Source organism: Albidovulum aestuarii (assembly GCF_029961185.1).
Classification (GTDB): domain Bacteria; phylum Pseudomonadota; class Alphaproteobacteria; order Rhodobacterales; family Rhodobacteraceae; genus Albidovulum; species Albidovulum aestuarii.
On sequence record NZ_JASBQQ010000002.1, the window covers coordinates 71,958 to 95,938 of the forward strand.

Genomic DNA, 23,981 nt, shown 5'->3' on the forward strand with positions numbered 1-23,981 from the left:
TCATGCAGCCCGCGCGCGCTGCCGCGCCCGTGCCGCGATCCAGGCCTCCGCGAAACGGTCGACCTCTTCCATCGTCGTTGTCGGTCCCAGCGAGACGCGGATCGCCGAGGCGGCCTCAGTCTCGTCATAGCCCATCGCCGTCAGCACCCGGCTGGATTTCACCTTGCCCGACGAACAGGCCGACCCTGCCGAGATGGCAAAGCCCGCCAGATCCATCTGCATCACCTGCGTCTCACCCTTCCAGCCGGGCGTAAGGATGCAGGAGGTGTTTGGCAGCCGCGACATGTCCGCGCCAACGAACATCACCTCCGGTGCCGCCTCTGCAATACGCGCCTCAAGCCGGTCGCGCAACGCGGCTACCTCTGCCCAGACGCCCGCCTCCTGATCGGCAAGGGCGGCCTTCGCCGCCGCGCCGAACCCGGCGATACCCGCGACATTCTCGGTGCCCGACCGCCGTCCCGTTTCCTGTCCGCCACCTGCACGCAATGTTTCAATCTCCAGCCCATCGCGCACGATCAGCGCACCCACACCTTTCGGCCCGCCAATCTTATGGGCGGAGAGGATCGCAAAATCCGCGCCTGACCAGGAAAAGGCAAAGGGCGCCCGCCCCACCGCCTGCACCACGTCGAGCAGCAACCAATCGGCCCGCCGTTCGCCGTAAGGGTAGCCGTCCTCACCCTTCGCGGGTGGTTCGGTGATCACCCCGGTCTCGCTATTGGCCAGACCCATCGCCAGCGTATGGCCCGTCTCAGCCCCGCCATCCATCCGCCAATGCGCCATCAGGCAATCATGCGCTGTGGGCTCTACAAAGACGTCATGGCCACCGGCCAGCACCCCCGCCGCCTCGGTCGCGCCCGAAGTAAAAACCACTTCCTTCGCGCGACATCCAACCAGAGCCGCCACATCCTCGCGCGCGCGCTCGACAATCATCTTCGCCGCCCGCCCCTCGGCATGAACCGAAGACGGGTTGCCCACAGCTTCCAGCGCGGCGACAACGGCCTCCCGCGCCTCTGATCGCAACGGTGCCGTCGCGTTCCAGTCGAGATAAACCCGCCCCGTCACGACCACACCTTTTTCAATTCGAAAATACTCCCGGCGAAGCCAGCCCGAGCCGAAGCCGTCAGGCGGAGGCGAGACAAAAGGCGTGGCGCGGAACGCGCCTCAATTTTGCAGCACCCACTCATTCGTCGACCACCTGAAAGAGCGCGGGTACCGCCGGGCAAGGCTTCAGCGTATTGCCGATCACATCCGAAAGCGTCGTCTGGTGAAGGAAGACATAGACATGGGCCGACAGCCCCTCCCACAGCCGGTTGGTCATTGACTGGGCCCGGCTGCCCGACACACCTCCCGAAGCACCTGCACCAGTATGCAGCGCACTCACCGTCTCATCGACCGCTTCCAGCACCTCGCTCACCCGGATATCGGCCGGATCGCGCGCCAGCTTGTAGCCGCCCCCGGGGCCGCGCACCGATTCGACCAGACCCGACCGGCGCAGCTTGACAAAGAGCTGTTCCAAATAAGGCAGCGAGATATCCTGACGCTTGGAGATTTCAGCCAGCGAGGTCAGCTGATCCTCCCTGACCGTGGCCAGATCGGCCAAAGCCACCATCGCATAGCGCCCCTTGGTCGAGAGTTTCATCGATAAAGCCCCGCAAAGACATTGACGACAGGCAGAAGGCCGCTTAACTCCTTTCCACCCGGTCACCGGCATCCGCCGGTATTTAGAACAGTTCTAGGGTGCCTGAGCAAAATCGTCAAGAATGGCCACGCCATTTTGACGCGCCGAGGGCCCCGCAGAGAGAAGACAGGCGATGCCCGAAGTCATTTTCGCCGGCCCAGAGGGCCGTCTCGAAGGCCGCTACCATCCGCAGAAGCAACTCGACGCGCCCATCGCGATCATCCTGCATCCGCATCCCCAGTTCGGCGGCACGATGAACAACCGCGTGGTGCACCGGCTGCACTACGCGTTCCATGAACTGGGCTTCACCGTCCTGCGCTTCAACTTCCGTGGCGTCGGTCGCAGCCAGGGCGAATACGATCAGGGCATCGGCGAACTTTCCGACGCGGCCTCGGCGCTCGACTACCTGCAGGCGATGAACCCCAATTCAAAACATTGCTGGGTCGCGGGCTTCTCCTTCGGCGCCTGGATCGGGATGCAGCTTCTGATGCGCAGGCCTGAGATCACCGGCTTCATCTCGGTCGCCCCGCCCGCGAACATGTATGATTTCTCGTTCCTCGCCCCCTGCCCCTCGTCGGGCCTGATCATCAACGGCACCGCCGACCGCGTCGCCCCGCCAAAGGACACCCATTCACTGGTCGCAAAGCTGCGCGAGCAGAAGGGCATCACCGTCACCCATGAAGAGGTCGAGGGGGCGGGGCATTTCTTCGAGAATGACGAGACCCAGATGAACCCGATGATCGAAACCGTACAGGCCTACGTCCAGCGCCGTCTTGGCGAACAGACGAGGTAAGACCATGCCGTCGACCGAAGAACTGGGCATCGCACTGGCCGAAGACGTTCTGAAGGCGGTCGACGAACTGGGTGACGACGCGATCGTCAACGAGGTCAACAAGATCGTCGAAGCGTCGTCCTCGGGCTTGCAGGAATCCTATATGGCCGCAATCCGCGCGCAGCGCGCCGCGGCGCGGGCGCGCGAGCATCTTGAGGCGCGGCTGGAGAAAGCGCGCGTATCGAAGGCCGGGCCAAAGGCGGTAGCTGCCCCCGCAACCTCTCACCCGCAGGAATGACCGACCGTCTCGACGCCCAATTCGCCTTCCTGATGGAGGCGGACAAGCTCAAGCAGGTGATCCGCGCCACAACGCTCGCCGATGGGTCTCGACGCGAGAATTCCGGTGAACATAGCTGGCATCTGGCGCTTTACGCGCTCGTTCTTGCCGACCAGGCCGGGCCCGGCGTGAATATCGACCGCGTCATCAGAATGCTGATCCTGCACGATCTGGTGGAGATCGACGTGGGCGACGTGCCGATCCATTCAGCGAACGGCGCGGCCCATGGGTCCGCAGAGATCGCGGAAGCCGAGGCGCAAGCTGCAACCCGTATTTTCGGTCTGCTTCCCGCAGATGTAGGCACGGACCTTCGCGCCCTTTGGGAGGAGTTCGAGGCGGCCGAGACCCCTGACGCTATTTTCGCCAAGTCGCTCGACCGCGTTCAGCCCGTCCTCCACAACATCGCCTCAGGCGGCGGGACCTGGACTGAATACAACGTCACCTTCGACCAACTTGAAGCCCGCGTCGGCCAGAAGGTTGCGCGCGGCGCGCCAACGCTCTGGACCTATATCCTGGGACGGCTTCGATCCTTTTTCCCTCATGCATGAGCGTACGCGCTTATCCTTCGGTTTCGCATTTGCTGGTCTTGTCGCGCTTTCTTTTTGCGTGATGGTCCTCGGGCTTCACGCGCTTGGGCATCTGGATTGGCAGGCCTGTATCGAAAATATTGGGCTCCGCGCCCCTACAGCACTCCGCGTTGCTCAGATGAACTTCTGGGAACGGATCACTACCGGCCTGCAAGGTGGTATTGCCGATGGTATCCTCGAATGGCCCATCATCAGCCACCCGAAACTGGCAATTCTGGCCGCCACGGTCCTGTTTGCCCCACCGTTTCTACTCGCACTTCCGGTGGTGACTTCTCGATCTTATCGCCGTCGCTACGCTTTTGCGCTCGCAGTGTTCGCGTTCTTCCTTGCGGCCTTCGTGATCATGCCAGAGGCGGCGGACCAACATGACTGCGATCGCAAAGGCAATACGTCATTCTTTCTTTTCAGTCTTCTCCCACTTCTCGCAGGTCTTCTGGGCACAGCGGCCACCATCGCAAACAGACACCGATCTTCGGTAAATTTTTAGTATACCATCGCATACCATCTTTCCCCTGCCCTTGTTTTCAGCTATGTGGACGCCAACGAGTCAGGCAAGCGAGAGGGCAAGCCCATGGGTAACACCGCCAATCCCGACATCATCTACACCAAGGTCGACGAAGCGCCGGAACTGGCCAGCGCCTCGCTTCTGCCGATCATTCGCAAGTTCGCCTCCGCCGCCGGGATCACGGTCGGAACCAAGGATATTTCGCTTGCAGGCCGCATCCTGTCGGCCTTCCCCGATGCCCTGACCGCAGACCAGCGCATCCCTGATGATCTGGCCGAACTTGGCGAACTGGTGAAGACGCCGGAGGCCAACGTGATCAAGCTGCCGAACATCTCGGCCTCGGTCCCCCAGCTCGTCGCCGCGATCAAGGAGCTGCAGACACAGGGCTACGCGCTGCCCGACTATCCGGAAGACCCTGCAACGGACGCGGAAAAGGCCGTCCGCGCCAAATATGACGCGATCAAGGGTTCGGCGGTGAACCCGGTCTTGCGCGAGGGAAACTCCGACCGCCGGGCGGCGACGGCGGTGAAGAATTATGCGCAGGCCAACCCGCACCGGATGGGCGACTGGAGCGCCAGTAGCAAGACCCGTGTGGCTGCGATGGCGGGCGACGACTTCTTCTCCAACGAGAAATCCGCGACGCTGGCCAAAGCGGCAACCGCGAAGATCGTGCTTGAGACTGCTGGCGGCGAGACCGTCCTGAAGGACGGTATCAAATATCCCGCCGGGACGGTCGTCGATGCAACCTTCATGTCGGCCAATGCGCTCGACACGTTCCTCGCTGCCGAGATCGAGAAGACCAAGGCGGAGGGTGTCCTCTTCTCGCTCCATATGAAAGCGACGATGATGAAGGTCTCGGACCCGATCATCTTCGGCCATGCGGTCAAGGCCTGGCTCGCCCCGGTCTTCGAGAAATTCGGCGACCGGATGGAGGCGCTTGGCGTCAACCCGAATTCCGGCCTCGGCGATCTTCTGGACCGGGTGAAAGACGACACTGAGGTCATGGCAGCCATCGACGCCGTGAACGCCGAACGCCCTCTGATGTACATGGTGAACTCGGACAAGGGCATCACCAACCTGCATGTGCCCTCGGACGTGATCATCGACGCCTCGATGCCCGCGCTCATACGCGCTGGCGGCAAGGGCTGGGGCCCGGACGGGAAAGAGGCCGACTGTGTCTGCGTCATCCCCGACAATTCCTATGCGCCGGTCTATGACGCGGCGATCGAGTTCTTCAAGGCGAACGGCAAGCTGAACCCGGCCACCGCCGGCACGGTGCAGAATATCGGCCTGATGGCGCAGAAGGCCGAGGAATACGGTTCGCACCCGACGACCTTCGAAATCCCGACCGACGGCACCGTGAAAATGGTGCTGGAGGACGGCACAGTCCTGCATTCCCATCAGGTGGAAAAGGGCGACATCTGGCGCTCCGCCTCGGCCCGCAAGGCGCCGATCGAGGACTGGGTGAACCTTGCCATCGACCGCCAGCGGCTGACGGGCTTCCGCGCAATCTTCTGGCTGGACGCAAACCGCGCCCATGACGCGGAACTCATCAAGATGGTCAAGCCGATCCTTGAAGCCAAGGGCGTTGCGGGCAAGTTCGAGATCATGGCCCCGCGCGAGGCGACCATTGCGAGCCTCGAGACCATCACCAAAGGCGAGAACACCATCGCCATCACCGGCAACGTATTGCGCGATTACCTGACCGACCTCTTCCCGATCCTGGAACTCGCGACCTCCGCCAAGATGCTCTCCATCGTCAAGCTGATGCAGGGTGGCGGCCTCTTTGAGACCGGCGCCGGGGGCTCTGCCCCGAAACATGTCCAGCAGTTGCAGGAGGAAAACCACCTGCGCTGGGACTCGCTTGGCGAATTCTGCGCGCTCGGCGAAAGCTTCCGCTTCCTCGCCGAGAGCAAGGGCAACGCCAAAGCAAAGGTGCTGGGCGACGCGGTCGATGCCGCAACACAGGGCATCCTGGACCATGACCGTTCGCCGGGCCGCAAGGTCGGCCAGCCCGACAACCGCGACAGCCATTACTGGTTCGCCCGCTATTGGGCCGAGGCTTTGGCCGCGCAATCGGACGATGCCGGGTTAGCCGCTGAATTCGCCCCGGTGGCGAAAGCGCTGGCCGAGGATGAGGCGAAGATCGTCGCTGAATTCGCCGCCGTACAGGGCAAACCGGCCGATATCGGCGGCTACTACCACGCCGACCCGGCCAAGCTTGCCGCTGTGATGCGGCCAAGTGGCACGCTGAACGCCATCATCGACTGAGCAAACCGTGAGCGGGGGGCCAGCCCACCGCACCCCCCGGAGTATTTTGGGACAGAAAGTGACAATAGCACACTTTCTGTCGGTAAATACCGTCGGAGGTGAATTGCCTGAATGGGCAGGAGGGGGCAGAAGGCCCCCTTTCTTTTGCCCGGCCCCTAGCCATTGGGCGCGATTTCCTCTATCGGGGCGCAACTTCAGAAAATGGCGGACCCATGGACCTTCGCAATATCGCGATCATCGCGCACGTTGACCACGGCAAGACGACGCTAGTCGACGAGCTTCTCAAGCAATCCGGAACGTTCCGGGAAAACCAGGCCACGACCGAACGGGCGATGGATTCGAACGATATCGAGCGTGAGCGCGGCATCACCATCCTTGCGAAATGCACGAGCGTGGAACACGGATCGACCCGGATCAACATCGTCGATACGCCCGGCCACGCCGATTTCGGCGGTGAGGTGGAGCGTATCCTCAATATGGTCGATGGCGTTGTCCTGCTGGTGGACGCCGCCGAAGGGCCGATGCCGCAGACGAAATTCGTGACCTCCAAGGCGCTTGCCCTGGGTCTGCGGCCCATCGTCGTGCTGAACAAGGTCGACAAGCCCGATGCCGAGCCGGACCGCGCGCTGAACGAAGTTTTCGACCTTTTCGCCAACCTCGGCGCCGATGACGACCAGCTTGACTTCCCACATCTTTACGCTTCCGGCCGCTCCGGCTGGGCCGACGCGGAACTGGACGGGCCGCGTGAGAACCTTGACGCACTCTTTGACCTGATCGTGCGGCATGTTCCCGCGCCGCGCCAGATCGCCGATGCGGGCAAACCTTTCCGCATGCTGGCCACGACCCTTTCCGCCGACCCTTTCATCGGCCGCATCCTGACGGGCCGTGTTGAATCCGGCACGCTGAAAGTGGGCGAGACGATCAAGGCGCTCAGCCGCAAGGGCGAACGGATCGAACAGTTCCGCGTGACCAAGATCCTCGCCTTCCGCGGCCTCGGCCAGCAGCCCATCGAAGAAGCGCAGGCGGGCGATATCGTGACCCTTGCGGGCATGGCCAAGGCCACCGTCGCCGACACGCTGTGCGATCTTTCCATCGACGTGCCCCTGCCCGCCCAGCCGATCGATCCGCCGACAATCTCGGTTACCTTCGGCATCAACGATTCACCGCTCGCGGGCAAGGACGGCAACAAGGTCCAGTCCCGCGTCATCCGCGAACGGCTGATGAAAGAAGCGGAAAGCAATGTCGCGATCAAGATCGAGGACACGCCGGGCGGCGAGGCCTTCGTCGTCTCAGGCCGCGGTGAACTTCAGATGGGCGTGCTGATCGAAAACATGCGCCGCGAGGGGTTCGAGCTTTCAATCTCCCGCCCCCGCGTGATCTTCCGCGAAGAGAACGGCCAGCGATTGGAGCCCGTGGAAGAGGTCATCGTCGATGTTGATGACGAGTATTCCGGCGTGGTGATCGAAAAGCTGACCGGCCAGCGCAAGGGTGATCTGGTCGAGATGAAGCCTGCCGGTGTCGGCAAAACCCGCATCGTCGCCCATGTGCCCTCGCGCGGCCTCATCGGCTATCACGGCCAGTTCCTGACCGATACGCGCGGCACCGGCGTTCTGAACCGCATCTTCCATGGCTGGACCCCGCATAAAGGCCCCATCGAAGGGCGTCATGTCGGCGTCCTGATCTCGATGGAGAACGGCGTGTCGGTAGCCTATGCGCTCTGGAACCTCGAAGACCGGGGCAAGCTTTTCATCGGCGCGCAGGAACAGGTCTATGAGGGGATGATCATCGGCGAACATTCCCGCGACAACGATCTTGAGGTGAACCCGCTGAAGGGCAAGAAGCTGACCAACGTCCGCGCCTCCGGGACGGATGAGGCTGTCCGCCTGACGCCCCCGGTGCGGATGAGCCTGGAAGAGGCCATCGCCTATGTGCAGGACGACGAACTGGTCGAAGTCACGCCGAAGATCGTGCGGCTGCGCAAGCGCTTCCTTGACCCGCACGAGCGCAAGCGCCAGGCACGGGCGGGATAAGGCGTCAGCCTGAAGACCGTCCAGTTTGAATTCGAGGGACGGGTAAGGCACGCGCGACCGCAATCTGAGCGCCCGAGCGGGTTTTCACCCGGATAAGCCGGATTGGTCCCTGGAAATCAGGACCGATCCGGCCTTTCAGGCATATTGCGGTATCTTTCCGCACCCCGCGCGCCCATATAGGGGGCAGGCGCGACTGACCGCGCCGGGAAAGGCTGACAGTCGATGACGATGTTCTCCATGAAGCCGAAGTTCAATCTTGCCGAGTTTCTTGCCGAAAGTGATCCACGCAATTCAACCAGATCGAAACCTGCCACTGCAAAAGCCCTGAAAGGGTCTGGACCAAAGGCCAAGGGCAAGAACGAGGTGCAGGAGACCGCCAAGAACGAAAAATAGACGCGCTTGCCACGACGCATGACCGGACTATCCGGTTTGCCGTCTCGGTACTTTCGACACCATCGGGATGTGCGGAACAACTCCAGCTTTGCCTTGAAGCAGAATTTGAACGTTTTTCGTTCGAATTCTGACGTTTGCCATGTCACCATGCTCCCGAAACATGCTGACCTGATCACCACATCACAGGAAAGGAACGTCCTATGGGTATCGTCGTCATGCTGCTGATCGGCGCGATTGCCGGCTGGCTCGCCGGGCAGATCGTCAAGGGTTACGGCTTCGGGCTGGTCGGGAATATCGTTGTCGGTATCGTCGGCGCCTTCATCGCCGGTCTGATTCTGCCCCGGATCGGGTTAGGCATGGGTGGCGGCGTGATCGCCGCAATCATCCATGCGACGATTGGCGCGGTGATCCTGCTGGTGCTTCTGCGGCTGGTGAAGTCGGCCTGAACGTCGACCGATGGTCTCGCGCCGGCAAGTGCGGATCGTCTGATTTCTCAATTTGACGTATCCACCACCACGACCCCATGCGTCACCTCGGCCGTCTTGGCCATCATCGCCGAGGCAGAGCAGTATTTTTCGGCCGAAAGCTGCACCGCGCGTTCGACCTTGGCGGGGTTGAGCCCCCTGCCCTTCACCGTGAACTGCATATGGATCTTGATAAAGACCTTCGGCTCCGTCGCCGCCCGCTCGGCGGTCAGATCGCAGGTGCAGTCCTCGACCGGTTCGCGGCCCTTTTCTAGGATGTGGATCACGTCATAGGCCGCACAGCCACCCGTGCCGATCAGCACCAGTTCCATCGGGCTCGGCCCCGGTTTCGCACTCTCACCATGGGCATTGCCGAGAACGATCTGGTGGCCTGCCTCCACCGCCCCGGTAAAGGTGCGATCCTCGACCCATTTCACGCGTGCTTTCATGATCTTCCTCTGTCCGACCGGCGGGCAATATGGCGACAAGGCCCGGTGGCCGCAAGGGTGCTAGTCAGACTTTCGCAGGTAGAGGAAATAGACCGGGTTGATGCCAGTTTCAACGAGAGTGAAACCAAGCGCGCGGGCGGTCCGGGAGATGATCGCAGTCCGGGGATTGTCGGCGGCGAAAAGGATCGCGGACAGGCCGAACGCTTCGACGCCGCGGCGCAGGGTACCTTCGGCGTCCGGCACGTCGGATTTGCCGTTCACAACGTCGAACAGCGCCTGACGCAGGGCGAGCGCCCCGGGCACCATCGTATGGCGATAATGGACGAGATAGAGCTCGCGCACCGCGATCTGGCGGTGAAGCGGCTCCATCGTCGCAATCCAGATCGCGACCGATTCCGGCGCCAGTACGATATCGGCAGATGTCGTCGCGGCGGCAACCTCGCGAGCGATCCGGTAGTCGCCCTGAACTATCTTCAATCCGAATGGATCAATATGGCTGCCATTTCGCGGGGCAAGGATCGACAGAGGCAACAGAAGCCCAGCCACCAGCGTGACTCCGGCGATGGTCGCGCGGTTCCGAAGTGACAGCCCTCCTGCCAGCGCGGCAAGACCGATGCCGGTCAGCGCCGGGATCGGGATCGTGTAGAACAACCGGTAGTTGAGATTGCCGGTAACGTGATCGGCGAACGCGCCGAACGTAAGCGGGTTAAAGGGCAGTACGAGAAAAACCAGAAGCACCGCTGCCGAAAAGCGCCGCAGGAATCCCGGCGGCAGCAGCGACCATACTGCGAGGCCGATCCAGAGGGTCACGAGACCGGGCACGTTGGCGCCAAAGATGCGCAAGGTTTCGCGCAAAGGCGGGATCGCATCGGTGTATTCCGAGGCGTAGGCCCCGGTCGTAGCCAGCACTACCCCCCCCATCAGCACCGGCCAGAGGCTTGTCAGACCACCCAGGACATAGCGGGCCGTGCGCACAGGCCCCGTCATCATCAGGGCTGAGAAGACGAGGATCGCTGCAACGGGTGCAAGGTAGATGCCGTTGGCGGTCATGCCGACCATCGCAGCCTGCGTCGCGGCTAGCAGTGTCCAGTCGCGCAGGCCGCCAGAGGACCAGAACCTGAGTGCGAAGAGATAGATCAGCGGCACGAGGATGGTAAAGGCAGCCCCCTTCCCCTGCTGAAAGCGGACAAAGCTGAAATTGCCGTAACTGGCATTAGCGCCGGAATTCAGAAGCAGAAAGGCCAGGGTGAGCGCGACGGCCAGAAGCCAGTGTCCGGGCAACAGGCGGCGGGCCAAGGCGGCGATGGCAACGACGCTGAGGGCCGCCATCAAGGGCGGCCAGATCAGATGCGCGACGGTGATCACAGGCCAGCCGGTCAGTCCCGACAGCGCGGCAAAAAGGGCGGGCAGCGCCTCCACGCGGTAGGTGGGCAGATGGATCGGCTGAGTGGGATCGCCGATCATCGTATCCCATTGCAGGATCGGGCGCGGGTCGTCGAGCATGCCAACCGCAAGATTGAGGAAGTTCGCATCGTCCTGATCCGGGCGCTGGATCAGCAGCGTGACGGCCATAGCGCCGCCGATCAGGATCATCAGCCCAAGCACATCGCGGCGCAGGACCGGAGGCACCGAAGAGACCGGGCGCCCCAAAACAGGCGCGGAATCGCGCCGCAGAACCCCGTAGACGAGTGTCACCGTAGCGATGAGCCAAAAGGCCGGATAGCTCTTGCCACCGTAAAGCGCGGCAACGGCGACAAACATCGCCGCTGCCGCGCCATATCGTTGCAGAACAGACATGGCCGCGGCCCGTGCCGTACCGACCGCCTCTGTTTCAACGGCGTCCGTCGCCATGCGGGCGAACAAGACGCCCCCAAGCAGGGCGACGGCCAAGGACGGGGTGAGATGCGCCGCGGTCATCCCCGCCTGCACACCGACATTGCAAATCACCGTCCAGACAGCGAAGAAGCCAACCGGGCCAGCGATCGCGCGCACTAGCACCCGGTCGAACCGCGTTCCCTCAATTCTTCGCTGCATTCCCGTCCCCGGCGACAAACACGAATCTGGCGGACAGGAAATAGGTGAGGAACATCGCCACAACCGAGGCGATGGCCTGCGGCAGCGCCGGATAGTCCCGCGCCCAACCATAAAGCGCGATCAGGATCGTATAGACGACGAGGTTCACCGAAACACCGGCTACCTGGGAACCGAAATACTTCGAGAAGACCCGCGTCTGTTTGCCATCGCCCTTACGGTCGCCGAAGGTCCAGGCCCGGTTCAGGAAATAGGTAGCCGCCACAGCAAGCCCAAAGGAGGGCACGCGGCTGAGCAGCGGATCGACGCCAAAACCATTGGCAAGGATCGTAAGCACGCCTGCATCGACGAGAAAGCCAATGCTGCCAACCCCCACAAACCGCGATTTCCGCCTCAATGTCACCGGGCCACGCCCTTGCGTTCAGCCGCCACGACCGTCCGAGGTCCGTCCTTGGCCCTCCGCATCAGTTCGGCATGGATTGACGGGAACGACAGATAATGCAGTCGCTTCATCTCGCGCCGCCCGCGCGTTGTGGTGTCAAGGATCAGACCGGCGACAAGGCTCAGCATTGAAATCATCATCAGTGACGCAGCAAGGATCGCGGTCGGGAATTTCAGCACCAATCCGGTCTTCATGAAGGCGTAGACGACCGGCAGGCCGAAGGCGAGTGAAACAATCGCCGCGAGGGCGGACATCACCGAAAAGAAGGCCAGTGGCCGTTCGTCGCGGATCAGCCGGGCGACCGTGCGCAGAATGCGCCACCCGTCACGGAAGGTCGAAAGCTTGCTTTCCGATCCGTCGGGCCGGTCGAAATAGCTGGTCCTGAGTTCGCCGATGGGCATGCGCAGTTCCAGCGCGTGAACCGCCAGTTCGGTCTCGGTCTCGAATCCCTGCGACAACGCTGGGAACGACTTTACGAACCGCTTTGACAGGCCCTTGTAGCCCGACAGCATGTCGTTGATCTCGGTCCCGAAGATCGACCGGACCATGCCGGTGAACATCAGGTTGCCGAACTTGTGTCCGGGCCTGTAGGCCGCCTCCAATTCCGTAACGCGCACGCAGTTGAGGAAATCGAGCCCCTCGTCCAGCATGCGGCGCACGATCTCGGGCGCGGCGCTGGCGTCATAGGTCGCGTCGCCATCGACAATGATATAGATATCGGCGTCAATGTCGCTGAACATGCGGCGCACGACATTGCCTTTGCCCTGCCGCTTCTCGCTGCGGACGATGGCGCCGGCGGTCTGGGCGCATTCTACCGTTGCATCGGTCGAGTTGTTGTCGAAGACGAAAACAGTCGCCGAGGGCAATGCATCGCGGAAGTCCGACACCACTTTAGCGACGGTTTTTTCCTCGTTATAACAAGGTATTAAAACAGATATTCTGGGAAATTGATCCATCGCCGTCACAAAGCGATCTCCTGCTGATACTGTAGTCAGGGCATCACCGCCCTGCCCGCTCACCCGGCCACCTGTGTCGGCCCCGCGCGAGTCTGCCGCAACCGGACCCCAATCGCAATGAAAGACCGGCGCTGTCCTCCCGGTCAGGTGCGCCCGAATTCGTCCTCGATCCGCTCGATATCATCTTCCTCAAGGTAACTGCCGGTCTGAACCTCGATGATCTCGACCGGGATCTTGCCGGGATTGGCCAGCCGGTGGACCGAGCCAATAGGGATATAGACACTTTCATTCTCGTGCAGGATCGACACTTTGGCATCGACCGTCACCTCAGCCGTACCCCGCACGACGACCCAGTGTTCGGCGCGGTGGTGGTGCTTTTGCAAGGAAAGCTTCGCGCCGGGCTTCACGACGATCCGCTTGACCCGGAAGCGTTCGCCAAGGTCCATCGTCTGATACCAGCCCCAGGGCCGGTGGTTGCGGATATGTTCGACCGCCTCGGCCCGGTCCGCCCCCTTCAGCGCGCCAACAAGGCCCTTCACGTCCTGTGCCTTTTCACGCGGCGCGACCATGATCGCATCCGGCGTTTCGATTATGGCGAGCCCTTCGACACCAACAGCGCAGACGAGGCGCCCCTCGGAATGGATCAGGTTGTCCTTCGCCTCGAACGCGAACCCGTCACCGCGGATCGCGTTGCCCCCGGCATCCTTGTCGGATTCCGTCCAGACTGCGTCCCAGTCACCAACATCGGACCAGCGGAACTGTCCCGGCGCCACGCGGGCCTCGGTCGTCTTTTCCATGAAACCGTGATCGAAGGAGATCGCACGGGCCTTGCCAAAACTCTTGCCCGGCACCCACATGCCGAGATCCTCGATCATATCGGCGACGGCCTGCGTCACTTGCTCGACCGTCTCGGGTTCGACGACGCGCACCGCCTCGATCAACCAGCCCGCACGGAAGCAGAACATGCCGGCATTCCACAGGCAGCCTTCCGCGATCAACCTTTCCGCCCGTGTCTCGTCAGGCTTTTCGACAAAGCGTTCGACGACCGAAGTGCCGTCCTTCGCCGTCGCACCGGGTTTGATGTAGCCAAGCCCGGTTGACGGGCCGGTCGGTGTGACGCCGACAAGGGCGATACCCGATTTGCGCACCGATCCGGCGGCGGTATGGACCGCCTCGCTCAGCGCCGATGCATCGCGGATGAGGTGGTCGGACGGCATAACCGCCAAGACCTGATCGGGGTCGTCCACGGCTGCAATCGCTGCGGCAAGCAGAACCGCCGCCAGCGTGTCGCGTCGCTCTGGCTCAATCACCACACGCGCCTCTGGCGCCACCGCCTCCACCTGATCGCGGATCGTGAAGCGCACGGCATGGGCCCCGATCACCATCGGCGCACCAAAGCCGTTTCCGGCAACACGCGCCAAGGTCATCTGCAGAAGCGTCTGATCGCCGAGGATCGGCAAAAGCTGCTTGGCCATCCCCTCGCGAGAAACCGGCCAGAGGCGCGTTCCGGTCCCGCCACACAGGATCACCGGCAGGATCTTGTCACTCATATTTCATCACTCCGCAGTCAGCGCCTGAAAAGGATAACCGGAGCGCCATCGCGGCGCGACCTTGCATGTCGGGATTGCTGCGATTGGTAGGCATATGGAAACAATCGACTTGGCTCAACATTATTTCCGACAATGTCTTTGTCCAAAGGGCAACAGGATTCGCGGGGGCGTGGTGAAAGGTCATCCGATAGGTAGCTTCAACAGTGCAGACTATACATCGCGGCCCGATCTGTCACAATGATCCGCGCTAAACCACTGAAAGTAAACCACGGAAAGTCATCGCTATCCATGCCCCCAAAATTCGGCACGAGCGGCCTGCGTGGCCTTGTAAGCGAGCTGACCGACGGGCTGTGCGCAGGTTATGTGCGCGCTTTCCTGAAGGTCACGCCCCATTCCGGGCACCTGATGATCGGCCGCGACCTGCGCCCCTCCTCGGAACGGATCGCGGCGGCAGTCGCGGCGGCGGCGGTGGCAGAGGGTTTGACGCCGGTCGATTGCGGCGCCCTGCCGACACCGGCGCTGGCGCTTGCGGCAATGGAGGCAGGGGCGCCGTCAGTCATGGTCACCGGCAGCCATATTCCCGCCGACCGCAACGGACTGAAGTTCTACACCGCCAATGGTGAGATCACGAAGGCGGACGAGGCAGCGATCCTGCGTGTCTATGCAGGCGAAACCACCTGTCCGCCGGTGGAGGCGGTGCAAGACCCCGAGGCCGTGCCCAGCTATCGCCGCCGCTATCTGAGCTATTTGGGACGCAGCGCGCTGGCAGGGCTCAGGGTCGGCGTCTACGAACACAGTTCGGTCGCCCGCGATCTGCTGTCCGAGACGTTGCGATTTCTCGGGGCCGAAACGGTGTCTCTTGGCCGGTCCGAGACGTTCATTCCGGTCGATACCGAGGCCGTCGATGCCGCAACGCGAGACATGCTCGCAGGATGGGCTGCGGAACACCGCCTGACCGCCATCGTCTCGACCGACGGCGATGCCGACCGCCCCCTGATGACGGATGCGAAGGGCCGTGTAATCCCGGGCGACGTTCTGGGTGTGCTGACGGCAAGCCTCATCGGGGCCGATACCGTGGTGACGCCAGTTTCCTCCAATACCATGATTGAGCTTTCGGGCCGGTTTACCCGGGTTGTCCGCACGAAGATCGGGTCCCCCTATGTGATCGCCGCGATGCAGGCGGCCCCCAAAAGCGCCCGCGTTGCCGGGTTCGAGGCCAATGGCGGCTTTCTTCTGGGCTTTGCCGCCGAAGGGCGCGGCGGGCTGATCGCGCCCCTGGCCACGCGCGACGCCTTCCTGCCGATCCTCCTGCCTTTGGCCGAATGCGTGCAGCGACGTGTGGGGCTTGGCGATCTTATTGCCGCCCTGCCGGCCCGTGCGACAGCCAGCGACCGGCTGACCGAAGTCGAAACTGAAAAGTCGCTTGCGCTGGTGGAACTGTTGTCGACCGAACCAGAGGCGCGGCAGGTGTTTTTTGACGGCAACGGCCCGGAAACCGCGCTTGATCAGACTGACGGGCTGCGTGTGACCTTCCAGTCGGGCAATATCCTGCATCTGCGCCCCTCAGGCAACGCGCCGGAACTGCGCTGTTACGCCGAGGCTGAAGATACCGAAACCGCCACCGAACTGGTGCAAACAACTCTGAAAATTGCGCGTGAGGCCATCGGCTGAGCGTGCTGCCCCGGATCAGGTCTGGGACGGAGTTTTTGCCATGACCCTGTCGGGCGTGTGGATCAGCTTTTCACCGGCGACGAAATCATCGAGCGAGAAGGCCCAGGTCCCGCGCGGCCAGCGCAGGTCCATATGGCGCAGGCGGGGCCGGTAGACGGCCGTGTAAAGCGTGCCGAAACCACGTGAAAACGCTGTCGAATAAAGGGGCGGGCGCAGGAACGCGCCGATGAACTTCTCTTCCGGTTCGACGTGCAGGGTCAGCCGTTGTAGCAGGAACCGTTCCCGCTCTACCGTCGCGGTCATGCGAGCATGATCAGTCCATTCGACCGATTTCTGGTGGTTCGTCGCCACCGCCGCATGGGTGATCTGGGCGGGCCGGTCGGGCGCCATCAACGCAGTCAGAAAGCGCCGCTTGGCGTCGAGCACAGTGACGTTGTAGCTCATATGCGTCGGGATGCGCGCCAGCGCCTTGCCCGCCTCTTCCGCCGTTGTACAGGTTTCCAGCACGTAGCGCAGGATCAGGGGCACGCCGAACCCCTCGCCCACGACCTGCCGCCCGCCGAAGGTCAGCGACACAGCTAACCCGGCGTCGTTCATCCCGTCGACAAGACCCCAGAGCCCGTCGCTGGTGCCGAGAACCCGGCGGCCCAACCAGTTGGTGCGCATGATCAGCCTGTCAAACGCGGCCGGGCTGTAATCGTAGTTCCGCACCATGACCGGCTCACGCCCCGGCCAGATCGCCTGTGAGCAACCCGAAAGGTAAGGGGGTGGGCGCCAGAAGCTCAGAAAACGTGCCGAGTGATCGCCGCCGCCTGCAAGGTCGCAGAGCCGGTCATACAGCCCCAAAAGTTCGGGCATATGCGCCTCAAGCGCCTTGCGGCTTTGCCAATAGGGCGGGCGTGGTCCCTCACCCTCCCGCAACCACCAACGATGGTAGTCCGGCCAATATTCGTGGAAAAGCGCGGCCCAAACCGGGCCGGGTTCCTCGATATCGACGGCGCGCCAAAGATAGTCCATTGATGCTATGTGCCGGGGCTGACCCGCGAAGTCTACATGATCTTGAAGGCAGGATCCGCCAGGGCCGGACCCGCCTCGGCTGTCGGCAGAGGCCGGGCGGCGAAGCCCTGCTTAATGCCGTGGATCCATTTCTTGGCCCGTTCGTTCAGCTGGAACCCGTTGGTCATCGATCGGCCACGGGTTACGAGAATGCCAAGATCGGCACCTTCGTAGCGGTAGTCACCGGGCTTCAGGATCCGAAGGAAGAAGGCCTCGTTTTCGGATTCAACCGCGCGGCGGTGATAATCGAAGCGATCATAGACGACGCGACCATCCTCCAGCATCCGGTAGATGCCGGATTGCGGGGCGTGGGTAACGATGTCGACCGAGTCGTCGGTATGCTTTATCACCATCTGCGACCAGCTATCGATCATCGATTGATCGGCCCATCGGGCGTTCAGTTCCTCCACATCCAGATGGAACTTTTTCTTTGAGAATTCAAGGAGATGGAAGAGGAACAAGGGCGCATCGGCATGGGCGAAGGCCGCGTGGTTGGTCATCGACGACGCCCCGGTGATGCGGGGGTTCAACTCGCCCAGCCAAATCTCGCCGGTCTTCTTGTCGATCAGAAAGTCGAGTTCGAAATAGCCGCGATAGCCTTCCTTGCGAAGCTGTTCGCCGAACTGGAACGTGAGTTCCCGCGCGCGTTGTCGGGTCTTCGGCGGGAAGGCGGTGGAGAAGATTTCGTTGCCGCACCAGCCGCCGCGATAGGGGGTGAGTTCCTTGAACCCCACTAGCTCGGTCATCAGCGGACCGACGATGGTGCCCTCTTTCGTGGCACACGCCTCGATCGCGGACCCCCGGCAGTCGATCCGCTTCATGATCTTGATCTCGCCCTCTCCGACGATCTCATGCTCATGGCGGCGGAAATCGGCCTCGGACTTGATGAAGAATGTGGTGTGACCAGAATCGCCGAAGGCCGATTGCAGCACCAGATCGTGGCCCAGCCCGGCCTTGTCACAGATCTTCTTCAGGTGGTCATAGCTTTTGACCTCGGACAGCGTGTTCGGCACCGAGGGCACACCGGCTTTGTTGCCGATCCGGACCGTCTCGATCTTGTTGTCGCATTTCGTGCGCAGCTTGGCTTTCGGGAACCAGACATCGCCACCCAGTTCCTTGGCCAGCCGCTCCGTCTCCTCATCGAACATCAGGAAGACGAATTTCGGCTTGCCGCCGCGCCGCTTGATCAGGTCAATCACCTCCTTGTGCTGGAGGAGATAGTTGTTGATCTCTTCGATCGACTGGAATTCGGCATGCGGCTGCTCGGAGGGGCAGAAGACGTTCGGATGTCGGCCGTCATAACAATCAATGTAACATATATATTTGAAGTTCTTGCACCATTCGTCGATGCCCAAGAGGTTGAAGTTCGTGGCTGACACGAAATAGATCGGGTCCTCGTTGCGGTGAAAATGCCGGCGGATTTCCGAGATGTTCTTCAACTCACCTGTGGCCATTTGATACTCCCTGTTATTCCGCCGCTTTCGGCAGTTTCTGTCCCATGCGCTTTGTCAGCGCCTCTTCCGTAAAGACCCTGAGGCCCAAGTCAGCGCGATAGCCATGGATTTCATTGACGTCGAGCGCGCGCATGAAGGCGAGGATTTCCGAGCTTACCACCTGCCCCGGCACGAGGATCGGGAAGCCTGGCGGATAGGGGATGATAAACGAGGCCGAAACCACCTCGCGCCCCGAAGCCATCGCGTCATTGATCGACCCGTGCAGGTCGAGATAATCGCAGTTCTGTTCATCATAGCTGAGGAAGAACGCGGTGCGGATATCACCCTCGGTCGTCACGTTGTCGCTTCGGAATGCGTCGTGGAAGCGCGAAAAATCCGGCAGGGGCGGCAGATCTTCCATCAGCGCCTTCACCCGGTGTTCGAAGGCCCGGCGTTCCATGTTCGATGCATCGTCAAGCCGGTCATCCAGTTCCTTCGCGATTTCGACCAGTACTTCGATGAGATAGGCGACAGAAGACCGCGTAGTTCCGATATTCGTCATGAACAGCACGGTGTTGCGCGAGGTCTTGTTGATCTGGATTCCGTATTTGTCCATCAGGATCTGGGTCTTGAACGTGTCGCCGTCCCAGCCGGTGCCGCCGACGGCCAGTGTCACGCGCGTCGCGTCCAGAACAAATTCGTCCTTTTCCCAGCACTCCCAGATATCGGTCCAACCCTGATGTGGGTCGTAGTAGCTTTCAACCCCGCTTTCCCGGTATTCGTCGGGAATCATGTCCCCGGCCGTCAACACCTTGAAATATTTCTGCAAAAGCGGATGGGTAGAGATCGCCTTGCGCATCGACATGGCGGCCTCGACCTGGCGCTGAACAAACTCGAACCCCTCCAGTTCCACCTGCCTGCGGCCCACGTCGAGGGATGCGATGATCTGGTAGTTGGGCGAAGTTGACGTGTGGGTCATGTAGGCTTCGTGGAACGACTGCTCCACCTCACCCTTGAAGTCCTGATCGTTGACATGGATCATTGAACCTTGTCGCAACGAGGTCAGCGTCTTGTGCGTCGATTGCGTCGTATAGACCCTGACGCGGGCGTGTGGCGGTGGGATGAGGCGCGTGTTCAGCAAAGCCTCATCGTCCGCATTCTTCAGCTTTTCCGCCTGTTTTTCATAGGCCTTGGCATGCTCGGGCGACTTCAGCCATTCACGCAAAACATTGGCCGCGTTCATGCCGGTGCGCTGGCGATAGGTCGGGCCGAAGCGGGCGAAGGCGAACCAGGCCTCATCCCAGAGGAAGATGAGGTCAGGCTTGATCGCGAGGCATTCCTCCATCACCCGTTCGACATTATAGACGACGCCGTCGAACGTGCAGTTGGTCAGCAGCAGCATCCGCACCTGATCGAGCTTGCCAGCCGCCTTCAACTGCAGAAGCTGATGCTTGATCTCACGCAGCGGCACCGCGCCGTACATCGAGTATTCGTTCAGAGGATAGCTGTCGAGATAGACGACCTGCGCGCCCGCCAGCACCATGCCGTAGTGGTGCGACTTGTGGCAATCGCGGTCGACTAGGACAATATCTCCTGGTCGAACAAGGGCTTGTACGACGATCTTGTTACAGGTTGAGGTACCGTTCGTAGCAAAGAAGGTCTGTTTTGACCCGAAGGCCCGCGCGGCCAGTTCCTGCGCTTTCTTGATCGGCCCGTGAGGCTCCAGGAGGCTGTCGAGCCCGCCCGAAGTGGCCGAGGTTTCCGCCAGGAAGATGTTCGGCCCATAGAAGGCGCCCATGTCCTGAATCCAGTGCGACCGCGATATCGACTTGCCGCGCGAGATCGGCATGGCATGAAAAACACCGGTGGGCTGCTTGGAATAGTTCACGAGCGCGGTAAAGAACGGCGTGTTGTAGCGCGACTGCACGCCGCGCAGGATGTTCAGGTGCAGTTCCTGAAAATCCTCCTGATTGTAGAAGACCCGGCGGCAAATGCCGAGATCAAGACCGGCGATTTCCTCGACCGAGCGATCAGTGACAAGGTAGGCATCCAACTCCGGCCGTACTGACGCAATCAGCCGACACAGTTCCGGTCCATAATTCTCGGGCTTCAACCCTTCCAGCCCCTCGGCCCCGCCAACACGGTTGAGGTATCGCTTGAGGATCGGCAAATCGACACCCGATTTCAGCCGCAGGCCCGGCCGCACAACGACGGCCTGAACATTGTGGTTGAAGAGAATACCGATCAGCGCATCCTCAAGGCTGGGCACCACGACGGTCTCATACATGAACGGGTCTTCGAAGCGACGCATCCGGCTGACATTGCTCTTCAGCCAGCGTTCCTGATGCTCGTTCAGGTCATCGACGATCATCACCTCGAAATAGGGTTTGGTCAGGGCGCGAGCCTCGGGCGAGAGCATCGCTTCGTCGTCGTGATCATCGACATCGGCGCTTTCACGGTCGAGCGGGATATGACGGCGGCGATAGGCGCCCGTGGTCAGCGCCCGCGTGACCCGGTGCACGCCGAAGGCCACATCGTCGAGATTGCCGTGTTCGAACTGTCGCCGCAAATGGTCAAAGGCCTGTACACCGGGAAACGCCCAATACCGCTCGATCAAGGCGAGCGAGGAGAACAACTCTTCAATCTGCTTGCGCAGGGCGGCGGATTTCTTGCCTTGCGGATCGCGGCTAAGCGCCCCGGTCGCCTCACGCAGGGTGCTCCAGCGGTCCGAACGGAGTTGGATCGCTGAGTAATAATCATTGACTGATTGCATGCATCATCCCCGTCGGTGACGGCAGCCGATGCCTTTTGCGGTCCTTCCGCAAGCCTTGCGGCGTTCCGCGAGGGGCTCAGCCGCTCGCTGTTTTGTCCGCCAGTGGCGGAATGTGACCCAGATCCGGCCCAACCGGACCGCGACCCATGTTACCGCCAGCATGCGACATCCGGTCGCTGGCCACAAGGCGATTTTCCAGTCCGGCGCGCGAGCCCTGACGCGGCATTTCCAGCGGCCCGAGGGAATTCAGGTACTCATCCGCCCCGCTTTTTCTGTCGTAAACAGAAAACTCGGCGTCACGGTCGCGGAAGCTTTTCAAAACCTGACCAAGCCCCTTGATCCCGGTTTCCCGCTGACGACGGACAAGAGACAGGTCGACCTCAATCGGGAACATATCCTCCTGACCCGCGGATTGATGCAATACGGTGGACGAGGGATCGACGATCAGCGACCGGCCCACGCCCCCTGCCCCAAGCCCGTTCACGTCGATGACGTAGCACTGGAACTGCGCCGCCGTGGCGCGTGCGATGGCGAGTTCCGCGTCACGGTCGGTCGTGCCGGTCAGAACAGGGTGCAGCAGCACCTCGACACCGGCGCTTGTCAGTTGCCGCGTGGTTTCAGGGAACCAGATGTCATAACAGATCGAGAGGCCAAAGCGCCCGACATTCGGAACGTCGAAGATGCAAAACTCTGTCCCCGCCTCGACCTCAATCTCGTAGGGCCGGAAAGGGAACATCTTCCGATATTTGGTGACGATCTGCCCGTCCGGGTCGATCACCGCCGATGTGTTGTAGATCCGACCATCCGGGGTCTTTTCGAACATGGACCCCGGAATCAGCCAGATCTTGTGCTTCTTCGCCGCCGCGCGGAACTGGTCCAGCGCCTCATTCTCGAAAGGCTGGGCAAAGCGGTGCAGCGGTCCATACGGCGCAAGCTCGGAAAAGAGCACCATCTCCGTCCAGGGAAAGCGCGCCATCAGCACATCAATCCGGTGGATCATGCCTTCGACATTGGATTGCAGCGCGTTCACGTACATCTGCACGCCGGCGATCGCGAATGGGGTCATCATCGTCCTTCTGCACCGCGAAGCGTCACCGCCCAGCGCATGCCTGTTGTCATACCGTCCCGCCCTCTTATCCTGTCACGCCGGGAACCGGAACCCGGTTGCACGAGACTGTGACACCTATGCAGCAGCGTGTGCTTGTTGCCCAGCGGCGAAGTCCATTCGCGTCAGGTTTGTGTCGCGATCTGTCGCTTTCAGCGCGATGATTCCCGCCGTTTTCGCGGATAAGCGCGCAGCCCGCCAAATCCGGCCGGGACCGGCATTTTCTAAGGACCCGCATCATGCTTCGCGATTCCGACATCCTTTCGCAGCTTCTCTCCCGCCGACCGAAAACCTCGCTCGGCCGCGACTTCTACACCGCGCCCGAAGTCTATGACGCCGATATGCGGCTGATCTGGACCCGCGACTGGGTCTATGTCGCCTCGGCGCCCGAGATCGCGAAACCCGGCAACTACGTCACCGTGCAGATCGGCGATTATTCGGTGATCGTGGTGCGGGGCAACGACAACGTCATCCGCGCCTTCCACAATTCCTGCCGCCATCGCGGCAGCCGCATCTGTCAAAGCGTCAAGGGCTCAAACCCGAAGCTCGTCTGCCCCTACCACCAGTGGACCTACGAGCTTGACGGCCGCCTCCTTTGGGCCCGCGACATGGGGCCGGATTTCGACGCATCCAAGCACGGGCTGAAACCGGTTCACTGCGATGTGGCCGCGGGTATGATCTTCATCTGCCTCGCGGAGACCGCCCCCGACTTCGCGCCGGTCAAGGCCGAGGCCCTGCGTTACACTGCGCCGCACGGGCTCGACGATCTGAAGGTCGCCGCCCAGTCCACGATCATCGAGAACGGCAACTGGAAGCTGGTGCTGGAGAACAACCGCGAATGCTACCATTGCTCGGGCTCGCATCCCTCGCTCTGCCGCACCTTCAACGACGATCCGAACCTTGTCGGCGCCGATGACAGCGTTTCCTCACCCGTTGGCGCTGCCCATGTCGCGCGCTGCGAGGCGGCGGGCCTGCCGTCGAAATATGTCATCGACCCGAACGAACAGTGGCGCTTTGTCCGTATCCCCTTCGTCGGCGACGCGGTCAGCTACACGATGGATGGCAAGGCTGCGGTGAAGAAGATGCTGAACGGCATGCCCTTTGCCAATGCCGGTACGCTCCTCTTCTTCCACTACCCCAATACCTGGAACCACTTCCTGTCGGATCACATCCTGAACTTCCGCGTCCTGCCGGTCAGTGCGACGGAAACCCTGGTCACGACCACATGGCTCGTGCATAAGGATGCCGTAGAGGGCGAGGATTACGACCTGAAGCGCCTGACCGAAGTCTGGGAAGCCACGAATGACGAGGACCGCATCGTCGTCGAGCAGAACCAGCTTGGCATCAACTCCCCCGCCTACGAACCCGGCCCCTATTCCGATCTGCAGGAAAGCGGCGTCATCCAGTTCATCGACTGGTATGTCGCGACGCTGCAGAACCGGATGGTCGGCCGAAAAGTCATCGCTGCGGAGTAAGCG

21 protein-coding genes are annotated in these 23,981 nt (G+C 61.7%); 10 read left to right on the forward strand and 11 right to left on the reverse strand.

The window, feature by feature from the left end; all coding sequences use genetic code 11:
• Together QKW60_RS05000 and iscR are read right to left on the reverse strand one after the other, a co-directional pair.
• Positions 1 to 1,062 carry a cysteine desulfurase family protein gene (locus tag QKW60_RS05000; RefSeq protein ID WP_282366967.1) on the reverse strand — a complete coding sequence of 354 codons (1,062 nt, stop codon included), beginning with the start codon at positions 1,060 to 1,062 and terminating at the stop codon, positions 1 to 3.
• Between the two features lie 118 nt (positions 1,063 to 1,180).
• Entirely contained in the window at positions 1,181 to 1,639 is a 459-nt protein-coding gene (gene iscR, locus QKW60_RS05005; protein WP_282366968.1) for a Fe-S cluster assembly transcriptional regulator IscR, read from the reverse strand.
• 172 nt (positions 1,640 to 1,811) lie between these two features.
• On the opposite strand from iscR, the gene QKW60_RS05010 reads away from it, so the two are divergent.
• From QKW60_RS05010 to QKW60_RS05045, 8 genes are all read left to right on the forward strand, one after another.
• Complete coding sequence (locus QKW60_RS05010; RefSeq protein ID WP_282366969.1) at positions 1,812 to 2,471, forward strand: alpha/beta hydrolase; 660 nt, start codon at positions 1,812 to 1,814, stop codon at positions 2,469 to 2,471.
• Between the two features lie 4 nt (positions 2,472 to 2,475).
• Positions 2,476 to 2,748, forward strand: coding sequence for a hypothetical protein (locus QKW60_RS05015; RefSeq protein WP_282366970.1), 273 nt, complete (start codon positions 2,476 to 2,478; stop codon positions 2,746 to 2,748).
• A complete protein-coding gene (locus QKW60_RS05020; RefSeq protein WP_282366971.1) occupies positions 2,745 to 3,335 on the forward strand; it encodes an HD domain-containing protein in 591 nt (196 codons plus the stop codon). Before QKW60_RS05015 ends, QKW60_RS05020 begins: the two co-directional genes overlap by 4 nt.
• Positions 3,328 to 3,861, forward strand: a complete 534-nt coding sequence (locus QKW60_RS05025) for a hypothetical protein (RefSeq protein WP_282366972.1) — start codon at positions 3,328 to 3,330, stop codon at positions 3,859 to 3,861. Before QKW60_RS05020 ends, QKW60_RS05025 begins: the two co-directional genes overlap by 8 nt.
• 84 nt (positions 3,862 to 3,945) lie before the next feature.
• Positions 3,946 to 6,150 (forward strand): NADP-dependent isocitrate dehydrogenase, encoded by a 2,205-nt coding sequence (locus tag QKW60_RS05030; RefSeq protein ID WP_282366973.1) that lies wholly within the window; start codon positions 3,946 to 3,948, stop codon positions 6,148 to 6,150.
• 212 nt (positions 6,151 to 6,362) lie between these two features.
• The gene (gene typA, locus QKW60_RS05035) at positions 6,363 to 8,180 is read left to right on the forward strand and encodes a translational GTPase TypA (RefSeq protein ID WP_282366975.1); all 1,818 of its coding nucleotides are present in this window, start codon (positions 6,363 to 6,365) and stop codon (positions 8,178 to 8,180) included.
• 222 nt (positions 8,181 to 8,402) lie between these two features.
• Positions 8,403 to 8,573, forward strand: coding sequence for a hypothetical protein (locus QKW60_RS05040; RefSeq protein ID WP_282366976.1), 171 nt, complete (start codon positions 8,403 to 8,405; stop codon positions 8,571 to 8,573).
• A gap of 200 nt (positions 8,574 to 8,773) precedes the next feature.
• Positions 8,774 to 9,019, forward strand: coding sequence for a GlsB/YeaQ/YmgE family stress response membrane protein (locus tag QKW60_RS05045; RefSeq protein WP_282366978.1), 246 nt, complete (start codon positions 8,774 to 8,776; stop codon positions 9,017 to 9,019).
• A gap of 47 nt (positions 9,020 to 9,066) precedes the next feature.
• Here the strand turns inward: QKW60_RS05045 and QKW60_RS05050 are convergent, their stop codons facing one another.
• The 5 genes from QKW60_RS05050 to QKW60_RS05070 form a co-directional block, all read right to left on the reverse strand.
• Positions 9,067 to 9,486 carry an OsmC family protein gene (locus tag QKW60_RS05050; protein ID WP_282366979.1) on the reverse strand — a complete coding sequence of 140 codons (420 nt, stop codon included), beginning with the start codon at positions 9,484 to 9,486 and terminating at the stop codon, positions 9,067 to 9,069.
• Positions 9,487 to 9,546: 60 nt separating this feature from the next.
• Positions 9,547 to 11,520, reverse strand: coding sequence for a DUF6077 domain-containing protein (locus QKW60_RS05055; protein WP_282366980.1), 1,974 nt, complete (start codon positions 11,518 to 11,520; stop codon positions 9,547 to 9,549).
• Positions 11,504 to 11,893, reverse strand: a complete 390-nt coding sequence (locus QKW60_RS05060) for a GtrA family protein (protein WP_282366982.1) — start codon at positions 11,891 to 11,893, stop codon at positions 11,504 to 11,506. The genes QKW60_RS05055 and QKW60_RS05060 overlap by 17 nt, the downstream gene beginning before the upstream one ends.
• Positions 11,894 to 11,916: 23 nt before the next feature.
• A complete protein-coding gene (locus QKW60_RS05065) occupies positions 11,917 to 12,915 on the reverse strand; it encodes a glycosyltransferase family 2 protein (RefSeq protein ID WP_282367760.1) in 999 nt (332 codons plus the stop codon).
• A 143-nt stretch (positions 12,916 to 13,058) separates the two neighbouring features.
• Positions 13,059 to 14,465: a mannose-1-phosphate guanylyltransferase/mannose-6-phosphate isomerase gene (locus QKW60_RS05070; protein WP_282366984.1), complete on the reverse strand. Its 1,407-nt coding sequence runs from the start codon at positions 14,463 to 14,465 to the stop codon at positions 13,059 to 13,061.
• A gap of 288 nt (positions 14,466 to 14,753) precedes the next feature.
• Here QKW60_RS05070 and QKW60_RS05075 point away from each other — a divergent pair, with 288 nt between their 5' ends.
• On the forward strand, positions 14,754 to 16,136 hold the full coding sequence (locus tag QKW60_RS05075) for a phosphomannomutase (protein ID WP_282366986.1): 1,383 nt from the start codon (positions 14,754 to 14,756) through the stop codon (positions 16,134 to 16,136).
• 15 nt (positions 16,137 to 16,151) lie between these two features.
• On the opposite strand, the gene QKW60_RS05080 is transcribed toward QKW60_RS05075, so the two are convergent.
• From QKW60_RS05080 to QKW60_RS05095, 4 genes are all read right to left on the reverse strand, one after another.
• On the reverse strand, positions 16,152 to 17,153 hold the full coding sequence (locus QKW60_RS05080; protein ID WP_282366987.1) for a C45 family autoproteolytic acyltransferase/hydrolase: 1,002 nt from the start codon (positions 17,151 to 17,153) through the stop codon (positions 16,152 to 16,154).
• A 32-nt stretch (positions 17,154 to 17,185) separates the two neighbouring features.
• Positions 17,186 to 18,646: a biotin carboxylase gene (locus QKW60_RS05085; protein ID WP_282366988.1), complete on the reverse strand. Its 1,461-nt coding sequence runs from the start codon at positions 18,644 to 18,646 to the stop codon at positions 17,186 to 17,188.
• A gap of 13 nt (positions 18,647 to 18,659) precedes the next feature.
• On the reverse strand, positions 18,660 to 21,398 hold the full coding sequence (locus QKW60_RS05090) for an aminotransferase class I/II-fold pyridoxal phosphate-dependent enzyme (protein WP_282366989.1): 2,739 nt from the start codon (positions 21,396 to 21,398) through the stop codon (positions 18,660 to 18,662).
• 76 nt (positions 21,399 to 21,474) lie between these two features.
• The gene (locus QKW60_RS05095) at positions 21,475 to 22,464 is read right to left on the reverse strand and encodes a carbon-nitrogen hydrolase family protein (RefSeq protein WP_282366990.1); all 990 of its coding nucleotides are present in this window, start codon (positions 22,462 to 22,464) and stop codon (positions 21,475 to 21,477) included.
• Positions 22,465 to 22,742: 278 nt separating this feature from the next.
• Between QKW60_RS05095 and QKW60_RS05100 the strand changes: the two genes are divergently transcribed.
• Positions 22,743 to 23,978 carry an aromatic ring-hydroxylating oxygenase subunit alpha gene (locus QKW60_RS05100; RefSeq protein ID WP_282366991.1) on the forward strand — a complete coding sequence of 412 codons (1,236 nt, stop codon included), beginning with the start codon at positions 22,743 to 22,745 and terminating at the stop codon, positions 23,976 to 23,978.
• Positions 23,979 to 23,981: the final 3 nt, after the last annotated feature.